The 15,104-nt window shown below is 39.7% G+C and carries 14 protein-coding genes; 13 read left to right on the forward strand and 1 reads right to left on the reverse strand.

Annotated elements, in window-relative coordinates; all coding sequences use genetic code 11:
• The first annotated feature begins 6 nt into the window (after positions 1-6).
• Both lysA and KHA95_RS16700 read left to right on the forward strand, forming a co-directional pair.
• Complete coding sequence (gene lysA, locus KHA95_RS16695) at positions 7-1,326, forward strand: diaminopimelate decarboxylase (protein ID WP_213138694.1); 1,320 nt, start codon at positions 7-9, stop codon at positions 1,324-1,326.
• 264 nt (positions 1,327-1,590) lie between these two features.
• Entirely contained in the window at positions 1,591-1,956 is a 366-nt protein-coding gene (locus KHA95_RS16700; protein ID WP_213138695.1) for a GNAT family N-acetyltransferase, read from the forward strand.
• Between the two features lie 230 nt (positions 1,957-2,186).
• Here KHA95_RS16700 and KHA95_RS16705 read toward each other — a convergent pair whose 3' ends face one another.
• Positions 2,187-2,726: a DUF309 domain-containing protein gene (locus tag KHA95_RS16705; protein ID WP_213138696.1), complete on the reverse strand. Its 540-nt coding sequence runs from the start codon at positions 2,724-2,726 to the stop codon at positions 2,187-2,189.
• Positions 2,727-2,888: 162 nt separating this feature from the next.
• On the opposite strand from KHA95_RS16705, the gene KHA95_RS16710 reads away from it, so the two are divergent.
• From KHA95_RS16710 to KHA95_RS16760, 11 genes are all read left to right on the forward strand, one after another.
• On the forward strand, positions 2,889-3,632 hold the full coding sequence (locus KHA95_RS16710; protein WP_213138697.1) for a segregation/condensation protein A: 744 nt from the start codon (positions 2,889-2,891) through the stop codon (positions 3,630-3,632).
• 1 nt (position 3,633) lies between these two features.
• Entirely contained in the window at positions 3,634-4,215 is a 582-nt protein-coding gene (gene scpB, locus KHA95_RS16715; protein WP_213138698.1) for an SMC-Scp complex subunit ScpB, read from the forward strand.
• 1,403 nt (positions 4,216-5,618) lie between these two features.
• Positions 5,619-6,740 (forward strand): D-alanyl-D-alanine carboxypeptidase family protein, encoded by a 1,122-nt coding sequence (locus KHA95_RS16720; RefSeq protein ID WP_213138699.1) that lies wholly within the window; start codon positions 5,619-5,621, stop codon positions 6,738-6,740.
• Complete coding sequence (locus KHA95_RS16725) at positions 6,733-7,326, forward strand: nucleoside recognition domain-containing protein (RefSeq protein ID WP_213138700.1); 594 nt, start codon at positions 6,733-6,735, stop codon at positions 7,324-7,326. Before KHA95_RS16720 ends, KHA95_RS16725 begins: the two co-directional genes overlap by 8 nt.
• A gap of 42 nt (positions 7,327-7,368) precedes the next feature.
• Positions 7,369-7,860, forward strand: coding sequence for a spore maturation protein (locus KHA95_RS16730; protein WP_249317054.1), 492 nt, complete (start codon positions 7,369-7,371; stop codon positions 7,858-7,860).
• Positions 7,861-8,024: 164 nt separating this feature from the next.
• Positions 8,025-8,762 carry a pseudouridine synthase gene (locus tag KHA95_RS16735; protein ID WP_213138702.1) on the forward strand — a complete coding sequence of 246 codons (738 nt, stop codon included), beginning with the start codon at positions 8,025-8,027 and terminating at the stop codon, positions 8,760-8,762.
• A 110-nt stretch (positions 8,763-8,872) separates the two neighbouring features.
• Positions 8,873-9,412: a thiol-disulfide oxidoreductase ResA gene (resA, locus tag KHA95_RS16740; protein ID WP_213138703.1), complete on the forward strand. Its 540-nt coding sequence runs from the start codon at positions 8,873-8,875 to the stop codon at positions 9,410-9,412.
• 16 nt (positions 9,413-9,428) lie between these two features.
• Positions 9,429-11,072, forward strand: coding sequence for a cytochrome c biogenesis protein ResB (resB, locus tag KHA95_RS16745; protein ID WP_213138704.1), 1,644 nt, complete (start codon positions 9,429-9,431; stop codon positions 11,070-11,072).
• Positions 11,073-12,269 carry a c-type cytochrome biogenesis protein CcsB gene (gene ccsB / locus KHA95_RS16750; protein WP_213138705.1) on the forward strand — a complete coding sequence of 399 codons (1,197 nt, stop codon included), beginning with the start codon at positions 11,073-11,075 and terminating at the stop codon, positions 12,267-12,269.
• A 211-nt stretch (positions 12,270-12,480) separates the two neighbouring features.
• Positions 12,481-13,200 (forward strand): response regulator transcription factor, encoded by a 720-nt coding sequence (locus KHA95_RS16755; protein WP_213138706.1) that lies wholly within the window; start codon positions 12,481-12,483, stop codon positions 13,198-13,200.
• Entirely contained in the window at positions 13,197-14,978 is a 1,782-nt protein-coding gene (locus KHA95_RS16760) for an ATP-binding protein (protein ID WP_213138707.1), read from the forward strand. Before KHA95_RS16755 ends, KHA95_RS16760 begins: the two co-directional genes overlap by 4 nt.
• Positions 14,979-15,104 lie beyond the last annotated feature (126 nt).

Raw genomic sequence — 15,104 nt, forward strand, 5'->3', positions numbered from 1 at the left:
AAAGAAATGCATCTTTATGGTACAGCGTCTGTGAATCGGGCAGGACATTTGGAAATCGGTGGAAAGGACACGGTCGAACTCGCTGAAAAATATGGAACGCCACTATACGTTTATGATTTAGCTCTCATTCGTAAACGAGCGAGAGCTTTTAAAGAAACGTTTGAAAAAATGGGAATTAAAGCGCAGGTCGCTTATGCGAGCAAAGCGTTCTCAACCGTTGCAATTCTACAAGTAATGAAGGAAGAAGGACTTTCACTAGACGTTGTATCTGGGGGAGAGCTTTACACAGCAATCAAAGCGGAATATCCAGTTGATAAAATCCATTTTCATGGAAATAACAAAAGCGAAACGGAATTAATGATGGCTTTAGAATATAAGGTTGGCTGTATTGTCGTCGATAATTTCTTTGAGCTTAGTATGTTGCAACGGCTTTGTGAGACGCGCAAGCAAAAAGTGAACATTTTAATCCGCGTCACTCCTGGAATTGAAGCCCATACACATGATTATATTTTAACGGGGCAAGAGGATTCTAAATTTGGGTTTGATTTGCAAAATGGTCAAGCGGAAACCGCAATTGTAACAGCAATGAAAAGCGAGTATATTCATGTACTCGGTTTGCATTGCCATATTGGTTCACAAATTTTTGAAACAACTGGTTTCATCCTTGCAGCAAGAAAGATTTTAGAGAAAATGTCTGAATGGCATAAAGCACATCATTTCGTCCCTGAAGTATTGAATTTAGGTGGTGGCTTCGGCATTCGTTACACAGCAGAAGATGAGCCGCTAAATCCTGATCGTTACGTTCAAGAAATGATTCATGAAGTAAGGCAAGAAACAGAACGCCTAGGAATGTCAATGCCGGAAATTTGGATTGAGCCAGGACGTTCACTTGTCGGTGACGCTGGAACAACGTTATATTCACTTGGTTCATCTAAAGATGTGCCAAATGTGCGGAAATATCTCGCCGTTGACGGAGGGATGACCGATAATTTACGACCTGCTTTATACGATGCAAAATATGAAGCTGTTTTAGCCAATCGAGCCGATGAGCAACCAGATGAGACGGTGTCGATCGCGGGCAAATGTTGTGAATCAGGAGATATGCTTATTTGGGACTTACCATTGCCACAAGCAAATGAGAATGATTTGCTCGCTGTTTTCTGTACTGGGGCATATGGTTATTCGATGGCAAATAATTATAATAGAATCCCTCGCCCGCCGGTTATCTTTGTCGAAGATGGTCATGATCAACTTGTCGTCAAACGAGAATCATATGAAGATTTAGTGAGACTTGATGTACCTCTTTCAGTCAAGGAGAAAATTTGATCATTTACCATATAGTTGCGAGAAAGCAGATAAATCGTTACAATGGGTTTTGATTAGCGGAATGATCTTGACGTTCCAATTGTAGGATGAGGGGTTACGTAAATGAATAAGAAGAATATAGTACTGTACATCATCATTGCGCTTGTAGCGATTGGGTGGGGAATTGCTTATTGGATTTTCATTGCGCCAAACCGTTAAATCAATATAAATGGATCAACAGCTTCGATCATTTATGTACGGAAAAAAGGATAACGAGGGATTAGTATGTTAATTCGATATAAAAAATCATATGAAAAGATTGCGATGGGCCTTCTCTCATTTATGCCAAATGAAAAGGATTTGAAGAAACTTCAAAATACGATGAAAAAGTATGAAACTGAGGAAGGTTGGCAACTTTTCTTATGGAAGGAAGAAGATATTGTCGGATTAATCGGTGTTCGGATTCATGATGAGGATGTGGAAGTGCAGCATATTTCGGTGAATCCATCACATCGACATGAGGGAATAGGCAAGAGTATGATGAGATCACTCGGTCAGCTTTTTGAAGGAAAAACGATTTGCCCAAACGAATACACTGCTGGATTTTTTGAAAAATGTCGCGAAGACGAACAAAACAGTTCGGATGCATAAAGCATCTGAACTGTTTTTCATTTTTTCTATAAGAGGATGTTCAAAAAGTCCGGTAAAAATGACACATCGAATTTCTTCGTTGGCGAGAGGGGAAACTTCCGTTAAAACCGCCCACCTCCTGTGGGCAACACGGAAGTCAGTACATCCTGTACAAGCCCGCTGCTCAAAGCTGCGCCGCCTCGAACTTCTTGGTCCTTTTATCCTCCTTTTTGAACACGCACTATAATAAACTATACCGATAGCGGCATTCGTTCTTTTGTACGTCTAGCAAAAAGGGCTTGCTCGCGCTCAGCCTCCACCTCAGTACGGTCGCGAGTAATATGTTTATGAACAATAGCTGCTGGAGCATTGTCTACATTCGCTTCCCATTCGTATCCTGCCTCAGCAGCCCGGGTTTTGCATAATGTTAATAACGGCTGGTCATAGATGGGTAGATGATACGCTTTATAAGGGACATGCTCTTGGATTTCAAATTCGACCATCTGCAAATCATCTATAAGTCGATCATAATCGACTCCAAGAGAGTAAATATTTTCTCGTTGTATCGCTAATTGTTCAAGAGCCTTTTGAAGCATTTTAACCGCACCTTTCCTGTTTCCACGGCGGTAATGATAAAAGGCGACTGCAACTTGAATAAGCCCAACCCAAATGGATTTCCGCTGCATGCCATTTTGCTTCCAATGCTCTTCAAGCACCTCGTGGCATTCAAAATAGTCCCGATCCGCATGAAAATGAAACAAATAATCTAAAAATGGTGCAGAAATACGCAATCAATGTGCTCCTTTCAATACAAACTAAATAATTTTAATTATATCATAATTGAGAATGAATTTCATTGTTTTTTAGAAAAAATGCTCGGGGGAGTGTTTTCAAGTGCCATTTTCTCATGTAAAATAGGTAAGTGGTCAATAGAGTGTAGAATTGGTGATATTATGGAGTATAAAGTAAAAATTGAATCGTTTGAAGGTCCACTGGACTTATTGCTTCATTTAATTAATCGATTGGAAATCGATATTTATGATATTCCGATGGCAGAAATTACCGAACAATATTTATTATTCGTTCATGCGATGAAAGAATTAGAACTTGACGGCGCGAGCGAATATTTAGTAATGGCGGCAACGCTTTTAGCGATTAAGAGCAAAATGCTTCTTCCAACATATGATGAGCAGCATGAAGATGAATTGTTTTTTGAAGAGGAAGATCCGCGAGATGAGCTCGTCGAACGGTTAATTGAATATAAAAAGTATAAAGAAGCAGCGCTTGAATTAAAGCAAAAGGAGCGTGATCGAGGGGAAATATTTATGAAGCCGCCAAGTGATCTATCTCCTTTTGCAGAGCCGAAAAAAGAAGAGATGCTTGATATTGGCGTAACGATTTATGATATGCTTGGCGCGTATCATAAATTAATGAGAAGAAAAAAACTAAAAAGGCCGCTAGTAACAAAAATAACACAGAGAGAATTGTCAATTGAGGATCGAATGGACGAGCTTTTATTAGATTTAAAAAAGGGAGAAAGAAAAAGTTTTTTTTCCTTTTTTCAGTCAGAGCATAAATCATTCATCGTTGTCACTTTTTTGGCAATGCTCGAATTAATGAAACGGAAAGAAATCATTGTTGAACAACATGGGAATTTTGACGAAATTTATTTGTCAGGTGTAAAGGAGGCTCAGTGAATTGAGTGAATCCAAATATAAAGGAATACTTGAAAGTTTATTATTTGCAGCTGGTGATGAAGGCTTATCTTTAAAGCAAATTTGCGACACAATGGCGATCACTAAGGAAAAAGCGATTCACTTAATCGACCAGCTCCAAACAGAATATGAAAATGACTCCAATCGTGGCATCACATTAATTGCGTTAGCTGAAACGTACCAACTGGCGACGAAACGGGAATTTGCCGATTACTTAAAAAAACTTGTCGAAGCCCCGGGACCATCTTCATTGTCACAAGCGGGTTTGGAAACACTTGCGATTATTGCCTATAAACAACCAATTACACGCGTTGAAATCGAGGAGATTCGCGGGGTAAAAACGGAAAGACCGTTGCAAACACTTTTATCAAGAGGATTGATCCAAGAAATGGGTCGAGCGGAAGGAACGGGTCGAGCCATATTATATGGGACAACGAAGGAATTTCTAGATTATTTTGGATTAAGTGAACTAGACGAGCTGCCCGAACTGTCACTCCAAACAGATGAAGACGCCGAAGATGAAGCAGAGTTGTTTTTTTCCTCGTTCAAGGAAGAAACGGAATAAAGGTACGGCAATCTTTCTTTAAAATAACATTCAAGTTTTAAAAAAGGTGTGATTCCCTTCAAAAAAGGGAATTACACCTTTTTTGCATAATATGCTTTTTTTAATTTTTTTTTCGTCTAATCAGTTATCTCCCCAATGATGTTCAGCGACTATACCATTTATCTATGTTTTACTATTTTTTTGCTTTTTATATTTATGAGGCAATTCTAATCGCCCGCGCCTTGGTGAGTTTCCGAAAGAATGTCTAATAGACAGGTTCTAATCGCCTGTGGCTTGGCGAAATTCCGAAAGAATGTCTAATAGACAGGTTCTAATCGCCTGTGGCTTGGCGAAATTCCGAAAGAGTGTCTAATAGCAAGGTTCTAATCGCCCGCGCCTTGGTGAAATTCCGAAAGAATGTCTAATAGCAAGGTTCTAATCGCCCGCGCCTTGGTGAAATTCCGAAAGAATGTCTAATAGCAAGGTTCTAATCGCCTGTGGCATGGCAAAATTCTGAAAGAGTGTCTAATAGCAAGGTTTTAATCGCCCATGCTTGGCGAAATTCCGAAAGAGTGTCTAATAGCAAGGTTCTAATCGCCCGTGGCATGGCGAAATTCCGAAAGAGCGTCTAATAGCAAGGTTCTAATCTCCCACGCCTTGGCGAAATTCCGAAAGAGTGTCTAATAGCAAGGTTCTAATCGCCCATGCCTGGCGAAATTCCGAAAGAATGTCTAATAGCAAGGTTCTAATCGCCTGTGGCATGGCGAAATTCCGAAAGAATGTCTAATAGCAAGGTTTTAATCGCCCATGACTGGCGAAATTCCGAAAGAATGTCTAATAGCAAGGTTCTAATCGCCTGTGGCTTGGCGAAATTCTGAAAGAGTGTCTAATAGCAAGGTTTTAATCGCCTATTCTTGGCGAAATTCCGAAAGAATGTCTAATAGCAAGGTTCTAATCGCCTGCACTCCGGTGAGATTCCAAAGGAATGTCTAATAGGGAAATTCTAATTACCCGCCCCTCAACAATTTCTCGAAATTTAGCTTTAAAAGCTATTCTTCATCGTTATTGCCTCTATTTTTCTAATTAATTATCCCACAGCTTAATTGCATCCAAATTTTTTCGAGTTTGTTTTAAAATCTCTTTTAAAATCTGCGACATCCGCTAGAAGCTTTATTTGGATGAACAAATCTTTTTCACCGGGAGCGAAGCCCAGGTACAGACGTTTGAATCGCCTGAACTACCGCTTATAAAAGTGGTTGACCATTGCTGATTCGGCTAAAATAAGACGGATTCAATCTCTGCCACTTAGGCGACTACACTTTTTCTATTATTGGATCAAGTTCACCGATCGTTTTTATTCATAACAGCTTGATGCGTGCATAAACTTGTACAAATAAGAAATCAGGATATGAAGGGGCGAAACGATGAAAGGAACGAGAAAATATATATGTATCGGCCTCATCTCAATCGTACTACTTACTTTATCGCCAAACTTTGCCGCGGCGATTTCGGTAAATGCCGATGGCGCAATTTTAATGGAACAACAGTCAGGCAGAGTGTTATATGAAAAAAATCCGCATGAAATTAGACGAATCGCTTCAATTACAAAAATTATGACGGCGATCATTGCGATCGAATCGGGAAAATTAAATGATTCTGTGAAAGTGAGCGAAAAAGCTGTTTACACGGAGGGATCTTCCGTTTATTTACAAAAAGGTGAACTCATCAAGCTAGAGGATCTTGTGTACGGATTAATGTTGAGATCGGGGAATGATGCAGCGACCGCAATTGCAGAGCATGTCGGAGGAAGTGTGGAAGGATTTGTGTTTTTAATGAATCAAAAGGCTGAAGAAATTGGTATGCGCAACACCGTCTTCGCGAATCCACATGGGCTTGATGACCATGAGGATCATTACTCAACGCCGTATGATATGGCATTGCTTACTCGTTATGCGATGGAAAATGCAACGTATCAAAAAATTTCGGGAACGAAGGTACACACATTTGAGCGCGAACATGGGACACAGCAATGGAAGAATAAAAATCGCCTATTAACTTTGTACCCGTATAGTACAGGTGGGAAAACAGGATATACGAAACGGGCCAATCGAACGCTAGTCACGACAGCATCTAAAGATGGGGTAGATTTAATTGCGGTGACATTGAATGATTCGAATGATTGGGACGACCATGCTGCAATGTATGAATATGGGTTTGCTGAATACGAAGTAAAGAGGCTGTTAAATAAGGGACTAATATCAGAAGTAAAAGATATTGAAGATAAAGAGTTTTATATAAAAGAAGATTTTTATTATCCTGTCTCAGATGCGGATTTAGAAGAAATTAAAATTGAATACAAGATGCTACCAAAAAAGAAACTACAAGAGAAAAGAAGCGGAAAGGCAGGACTAGCCATTGTTTATTTTCAAAATGAACCGATAAAAAAACTACCCATTTATATGAAAGACATGAACGATAAAGGGGATGGGAAGCATTGGTGGAAAAAAATAAAAGAGTTTATTTTCGGTGTGATTGGCAATGATTAATTATATTTGGGTAGCGATGACCATCATTGGCTTTGTATTTGCTGCAATCAACGGGACGATGAAAGAAGTAAACGAGGCGATTTTTTCGTCAGCAAATGAAGCTGTGACTCTATGTATCGGGTTAATTAGCATTCTCGTATTTTGGCTCGGAATGATGAGGATTGCCCAGGAAACGGGTTTGCTTGCGAAATTATCATCACTTTTTAAACCAATCATTATGAAGCTTTTCCCAGATGTACCTAGCGATCATCCAGCAGTTGGCTATATGGTATCGAATATTATTGCGAATATGCTTGGGCTTGGAAACGCGGCAACCCCACTAGGAATTAAAGCGATGGAACAATTAAAACAATTAAATGGCGGGAAAACATCAGCGAGTCGATCAATGATTACATTCCTTGCTCTTAATACATCGGGTTTAACTCTTATTCCAACGACAGTTATTGCGATTCGCATGAACTACCAATCAGCATCTCCGACCGAAATTGTTGGACCAACATTGCTTGCGACCGTGTGTGCGACGATTGCCGCGATTGCGCTCGATCGGTTTTTTTACAAGCGCCGCTCGCGAAAGGGTGTGAAATAAGTGCAACTCCTTTCCGTTATTTCACTTTGGATCATTCCAATTATGATTAGTGTTATTCTTATATATAGTACTTTAAAAAAGGCACCGTCGTATGAATATTTTGTTGAAGGCGGAAAAGAAGGAATTAAGATTGCAATTTCGATTATTCCGTTTTTAGTTGGCATGCTTGTTGCGATTACTGTTTTTAGAGCATCAGGTGCATTAGATTTTTTTATACAGCTGATCAAGCCGATGTTACAGGTGCTTGGAGTACCAGCGGAAGTCGTTCCATTAGCGCTCATTCGTCCGATTTCCGGTACTGCTGCGCTTGGTGTTATGAGTGATTTGATCGCCACCCATGGTCCGGATTCTTTTATTGGAAAATTAGCATCAACGATTCAAGGGAGCACAGATACGACTTTCTATGTTCTGACTGTTTATTTTGGAGCCGTCGGGATTAAAAAAATGGGGGATGCGCTAAAAGTAGGGTTACTCGCAGACCTCGCCGGTATATCAGCGGCAATTATCATTATCACTTTAATGTTCAGTTCGTAATCTGGACATTTTTTTATTGCTTTTTGGAAAAAGAAAGCGAACTTTCTTTGATTTTTACGATACATATGCAATAATTCATACTGGTAGTGTGTTCAAAAAGCTGACAATATTCGACTGATTGCTTTTTGAATCGCTCTTGTTAACCCGATAATGAGGTGAATGAAATGGAACGTTTACAAAAAGTAATTGCCCATGCTGGGATCGCATCAAGGAGAAATGCAGAAAAGCTTATCCTCGAAGGATCCGTAACAGTAAATGGAAAAGTTGTACAACAATTAGGAACAAAGGTGACCGCATCCGATCGGATTGAAGTAAATGGCATCCCGCTTGAGCAGGAGGGGAAACGATATTTTCTTCTTTATAAACCGAGAGGCGTTATTTCTGCTGTAAAAGATGATAAAAATCGAAAAGTTGTTACCGATTTTTTCCCGCATGTGAAGGAACGTATTTATCCAATCGGCAGACTTGATTATGATACGTCTGGGTTATTACTGCTTTCAAATGACGGTGAATTTACTAATTTGCTCGCTCATCCGCGCTATGAAGTGGAAAAGAAATACGTAGCAAAAGTAAAAGGAGTCCCATTAAGAGAATCGCTAAAAAAATTAGAGCGTGGAGTGATGTTAGAAGATGGAAAGACGGCTCCTGCTAAGGTGAAAATGCTTTCATTTGATAAACGAAAAGGGACTGCTATTATTGAAATTGCCATTCATGAAGGGCGTAATCGCCAAGTTCGACGAATGATGGATGCAATTGGCCATCCAGTTATGAAATTGAAAAGGGAGCAATATGGGTCACTTACTTTACATGGCTTAAACCCAGGGGATAGCCGTGAACTTACTCCTCATGAAGTAAAGCAACTACGTACGTTAGCTGAAACAGGAAAAAGAACACGTATATAAGTGGTGAGTTCACATAACCTTCATAAGCGAATGATACGATTTGTCCCGAGAATGATATAATGACAACGAGACCAGCATAAGCACAAATGCAAGGGGGAAAGAAGTTTACTATGGTGAATAAGAAAAAGCGTCGATTGCTGCTTAGGACCGTTATCCTATCTGTGATGGTTGCCGCTGTTGTTTATACGTTATATGCAAACTTCACGAAAGATACACGAACAAAGATTGCAGTGGGCGATCAAGCACCAGACTTTGTCCTTACAGATATGGACGGCAATAAACATAAATTATCTGATTATAGAGGGAAGGGTGTATTCCTGAACTTTTGGGGTACATATTGTGAACCTTGTAAACGCGAGATGCCTTATATGAATAACCAGTTTCATGCATATCAAGATCAAGGAGTGGAAATTCTCGCTGTAAACGTAGGGGAACCAGAGTTTTTAATTAATAAATTTGCGAACCGGCATAATCTTGATTTTCCTATTTTAAAAGATAAGAATAAAGACGTCATGTCGGTCTATGATGTCGGTTATTTGCCAGCGACCTTTTTAGTGAATCCCGAAGGGGAAATAACTCTTATCGAAGTAGGAGAGCTAACAGAGGCTAAAATAAAAGGCATGATGGAAAGCATTAAACCTAATAGTTAATAGGGGAGTTTAAATGATGAAGGAAGTAAAATGTGAATGCGGTCACGTAAATCCGATTGGGACGATTTTATGTGAAGCATGTGGCCGCGCATTGACAGAAGATGCAAAGCAGGAAAAGCTTCATGATATGCGCTATGAAGGAAGCGCGCGTAGATCACAAACATATAATCGAACGATCGTCGATAAAGTTTGGAGCTTTTTTTCATCGGTCAAAGTGGGCATTTGGCTGATTATCATAACATTAATTGCTTCGGCGCTAGGGACGATTTTTCCGCAAAAGATGTACATACCCCCAAATGTTGACCCTGCTGAATTTTATTCGGAGCAATATGGGTTCATTGGGCAGATTTATTATCTTCTCGGTCTACATGATATGTATAGCTCATGGTGGTATTTGCTATTAATTGCATCGATTGGTATTTCATTAGTCATTTGTAGCCTTGACCGGGTCATTCCTTTATATCGCGCATTGAAAAATCAACGCATCAACCGCCACGAAAGCTTTCTGAAAAGACAAAGGCTGTACAATCTTGTTGAGGCGAACGATGAAGCGGAACAAGACTGGAGTACTGTAAAGCAAAGACTTAAAGAAAAACGCTATAAAATCCGTGAAGAAAACGGGTATTTACTTGCGGAAAAAGGTCGTTTTTCGCGTTGGGGCCCTTATGTGAACCATATAGGTCTTATTATCTTTTTAATCGGAGGAATGCTTCGATTTGTACCAGGAATGTATGTCGATGAAAGGCTATGGATCCGTGAAGGCGAAACGAAGACGATTCCAGGCACCCATGATCAATACGTATTGGAAAATAAACGGTTCTCCGTTGAATTATATGATACAGAAACGGACGGGGAAGTGTTTGGAGCGGCTCTCGATCGTGTTGGATCTGTTGTGAAAAACTTCCAAACGGATGTCGTCCTTTATAAACGCGATGAGGAAAAAACACTCGGTGAAGAAGGCGAACTCATCAAAATGGAAGATACGGAAATTCGCGTAAACGAACCGTTGAAATTTGGCAACTATGCATTATATCAATTTGAATATAAATTAGATGAATTTAAAACAATGTCCTTTAACTTCATGAAAAAATCGGATGAATCAATCAAGGCAGATGTAACGATTGATTTATTTGATCCACAAGATCTGTATGATCTTGGCGATGGGTACAAACTTGAGTTATTAGGCTATTATCCGGATTTTTCCGGGTTTTCGGAAAACGGAGAACCAAAAACGAATTCCTCCGTTCCAAATAATCCAGCATTTGTTTTTAATATGATTTCACCCGAGCACCCGAATGGAGAAGTGAGTTTCGCTGCCATTCAGCAAACATTGGAGCCGCTCGGTGAAACGGATTATAAAATGACGTTTAAAGACATTAGTACACGCAATGCGTCTGTCCTTATTGTTCGTAAAGATTTAACACTATGGATACTAGGTCTTGGGGGGGCGATCTTTATGATCGGTGTCATTCAAGGATCTTATTGGAATCATCGACGGATATGGCTGCAAAAGGTAAACGGGAAAATGATCATTGCTGCCCATACGAATAAAAATTGGCATACGCTAAGAAGGGAAATTGCACTGATTGTAAAAGATACATCAATCCCTGAACCGATTGACCAGCAAGAAGAAAAAACGTCAAAGAAAGTGGGAATATAAATGACGGATCTTTTAAAAACAAGCGGACATTTATTAGAAATTTCGTTTGTATTATATTTAATTGCGACGCTGTTTTTCGGAGGAGGAATCCGGGAAAGCAGAAGTCGAAAACCCGGGGATGGGCCTAACAAATGGTCAATCATTGCTATCAGTTTAACATTGCTCGGTTTTGCATCCCAGCTTGGGTATTTCATTACGCGCTGGATTGCGGGAGGGCATGCTCCTGTTAGTAATATGTTCGAATTTACAACGTTTTTCGGCATGATGTTAGTCGGCGCCTTTATCATTATTTATTTTATTTATAAAGTGAACGTTCTAGGTATTTTTTCATTGACTTTGGCGATGCTTATGATTGCCTATGCAAGCATGTTCCCAAGTGAAGTAAGTCCACTTATTCCATCATTAAAAAGTCATTGGCTTTATATTCACGTGACAACGGTTGGGATTGGACAATCGATTCTTGTTCTAAGCTTTGTGGCTGGTGTGATGTATTTACTAAAAGCAGTTGATACACGAGCGAAAGATAAGCGAGCATTTTGGCTCGAAGCGATTATGTATTCGCTCGTTTTAGCGGTCGGCTTCATTGTCATTACGACAGCATTTTCAACTTCTGGGTATGAAGCGCAATTTAAATGGGTGAACAAAGAAGATCAAGTCAGAGTTGCAGAATACCAGCTTCCAGCACTTGTTGGCCCACATGAAGGCGAGCTATTAACGGAAGAGCGTATGGAGCCGCTTATTAGTATGCCGGCAATCATTGATGCACAAAAATTAAATACGACGATTTGGAGCTTTTTTACAGGTACAATTTTATATGGACTCATTAGAATTCTTTTTAGAAGACGAATAAGTACAATCGTTCAGCCGCTTATGAAGAGGGTTAACCTCGATTTAGTCGATGAAATTGGCTATCGTTCTGTATTAATTGGTTTCCCAGTGTTCACTCTTGGTGGTTTAATTTTTGCGATGATTTGGGCACAAATTGCTTGGACGCGCTTTTGGGGCTGGGATCCGAAAGAAGTATGGGCATTGATTACTTTCTTATTTTATGCCGCGTTTCTACACCTTCGATTATCAAGAGGTTGGCATGGAGAAAAATCTGCCTGGCTTGCGGTAGTTGGCTTTGCGATTATTATGTTCAATCTCGTTGCTGTCAACTTAATTTTATTTGGATTGCATTCCTACGCAGCCAATTAGCCCTTAAATGCGAGTTCAAAAAGACCGAGAAGTTCGAGGTGGTGTAGCTTTGAGAAACAGAAAAGCGAGCCGACGAAGAAATTCGCTGCGTCATTTTATATCGGACTTTTTGAACATCCTCTTAAAAGGGTAGAAAAAAAGCCCTTCACTTTAGGTGTGGGGCTTTTTCTTGTACAATAGCAGTATATATATATTTGAGAGGGGTTTATCGATGGATCAACAGGTAAAAATATTAGTCGTTGACGATGAGGATCGTATTCGTAGATTATTAAAGATGTATTTAGAAAGAGAAAATTATGTCATTGACGAAGCAGCTAATGGTGAAGAAGCATTAGCGCTTGCCTTACAAAATGAGTATAGCTGCATCCTTCTTGATTTAATGATGCCAGAAAAAGATGGAATCGAAGTATGTAAGGAGCTTCGCGAAGAAAAGACGACTCCTGTCATTATGTTAACGGCAAAGGGAGAAGAAGCTAATCGAGTACAAGGCTTTGAAGTAGGGGCGGATGATTATATTGTAAAACCGTTTAGCCCGCGAGAGGTCGTTTTACGCGTGAAAGCGATTTTAAGAAGATCGACTCAATCTTCTTATATGCAGCCAGGCGCAACCACAAGGGATATTATCGTTTATCCGCATTTATCAATTGATCATGACGCACATCGTGTAACAGCAGATGGAAAGGAAGTAAATTTGACACCGAAAGAATATGAACTTCTTCATTTCCTAGCAAAATCACCTGATAAAGTATTTGACCGTGAGCATTTACTAAAAGAAGTATGGCAATATGAATTTTTCGGTGATTTACGCACGGTTGATACCCATGTGAAGAGATTGCGCGAAAAATTAAACCGAGTTTCCGAAAAAGCAGCGGGTATGATCGTAACCGTATGGGGAGTCGGATATAAATTTGAGCCGGGTCATCATGCATGAGACTTTGGCGTAGTGTTGTAGGCAAGTTATGGATGACAATTCTTGCGCTCGTTTCGTTCGTGCTTATCATTCTTACTATGTTGCTGTTGCAATTTTTTGAAACATATCATGTCAATCAGATTGAACAAGGTTTATCGGAACAAGCAAGAAAAATTTCAGCGATTATCGAAGCGCATGCTGATGATAATATGGGAGAAAAAATTGTCTTTGAAATTGTTGATGATCCTGTTGGCGTAGCGATTGCATACAATGAAGAAACATTTTTATATTCGCCGACAAGTGAAACGGAAGGCTGGATTCCGAAATCTGTCTTTCTAGATGATCAAGAACTCTCGAAAGTTTTTTCAGATAAGGTTCAAGTAAGAAAAGAATTATCCCTAGCAGGGAAAGAGGAAAGAGGGAGTAGATACGATAATTTTATTGTCGCAGGAGTCCCGATTCAAATCGCTGGGGATAATGGGGCCATATATGTCTATCAATCACTTGCCGCGTTGAAAGATACGACCCAGAAAACGACAAGACTCATTTTGCTTGCTGCTGGAATTGCGATTGTATTAACGACGATCTTTGCCTTTTTTCTATCGACACGAATTACTGCTCCACTCCGAAAAATGAAAGAGGCAGTACTAGAAATTTCAAAAGGGAAATTCGATACGAAAATTCCATTTTTAAGTCATGATGAAATCGGTGAATTGGCGATCGCTTTTAATCAAATGGGCAAAAGGCTTAATTTTAATATGAATGTATTAAGCCAAGAAAAAGAGCAACTTACGAGCATTTTAAGCAGCATGGCTGATGGGGTCATGACATTTAGTCAAAATGGTTCGATCCTCATTACAAATCCTCCAGCGGAACGATTTTTACAACAGTGGCATTACGTAGGTGAACAAGATAGTCCAATACCGACGGAGCTTGATGAATTATTAAGTCAAGCAATTAAAACGGAAATGGAGCAAATTGGAGAATTGCAGCTCCAAGGACGCTATTATGTCGTCATTGTTAGTCCGTTGTATACACAAAATCAAGAAAGTGTCCGCGGTGCGGTGGCGGTTGTCCGTGATATGACGGAGGAACGAAGGCTTGATAAGCTGCGGATTGATTTCATATCGAATGTATCGCATGAGCTTAGAACACCGATTGCTATGCTCCAAGGATATAGTGAGGCAATCATCGATGATATTGCTGGATCAGAAGAGGAAAATAAGGAGCTGGCAAAAATTATTTATGATGAATCATTGCGCATTGGCCGCCTTGTAAATGAGTTGCTTGATTTAGCTCGAATGGAATCAGGCCATATCTCGTTGAATTATGAGGATGTAGATATTGAGAAATTCATCGAGCGAATCATCTACAAATTTAAAGGGATGGCAAGTGAAAATGACGTTGCCTTACACTCCTCGATTGCATTAAAAGGGCAAACTTGGAGAATGGATCCGGATAGGATTGAACAAGTATTGACAAATTTAATTGATAATGCGATTAGACATACAAAGGATAAAGGTTCAATTACGATTTCACAAACTGAGCATGCGAAAGGAATAGCGATTTCTGTTCAAGATGATGGAACGGGCATACCTGAGGAAGATCTACCTTTTGTTTTTGAACGTTTTTACAAAGCAGATAAAGCGAGAACGAGAGGTGGAGCCGGGACAGGGCTCGGATTAGCAATTGCTAAAAACATTATTGATGCTCACCTTGGAACGATCACTGTACAAAGTAAACAAGGACAAGGAACAACATTTACTTTTTTCTTACCATATTCGCCAAGTGAATCGTGATATATTGTTGAAAAATGACGCGTAATCTTGTTACACGAGAAACAGCGGATTGAATGAACTTCTGAAGGTTGTTCAATCCGCTTTTTTTATTTCAAATTAAGAATGAGTAAAATGTAACTTTTTAAT

The sequence above is a fragment of the Bacillus sp. FJAT-50079 genome, assembly GCF_018343515.1.
Classification (GTDB): domain Bacteria; phylum Bacillota; class Bacilli; order Bacillales; family Bacillaceae_C; genus Lederbergia.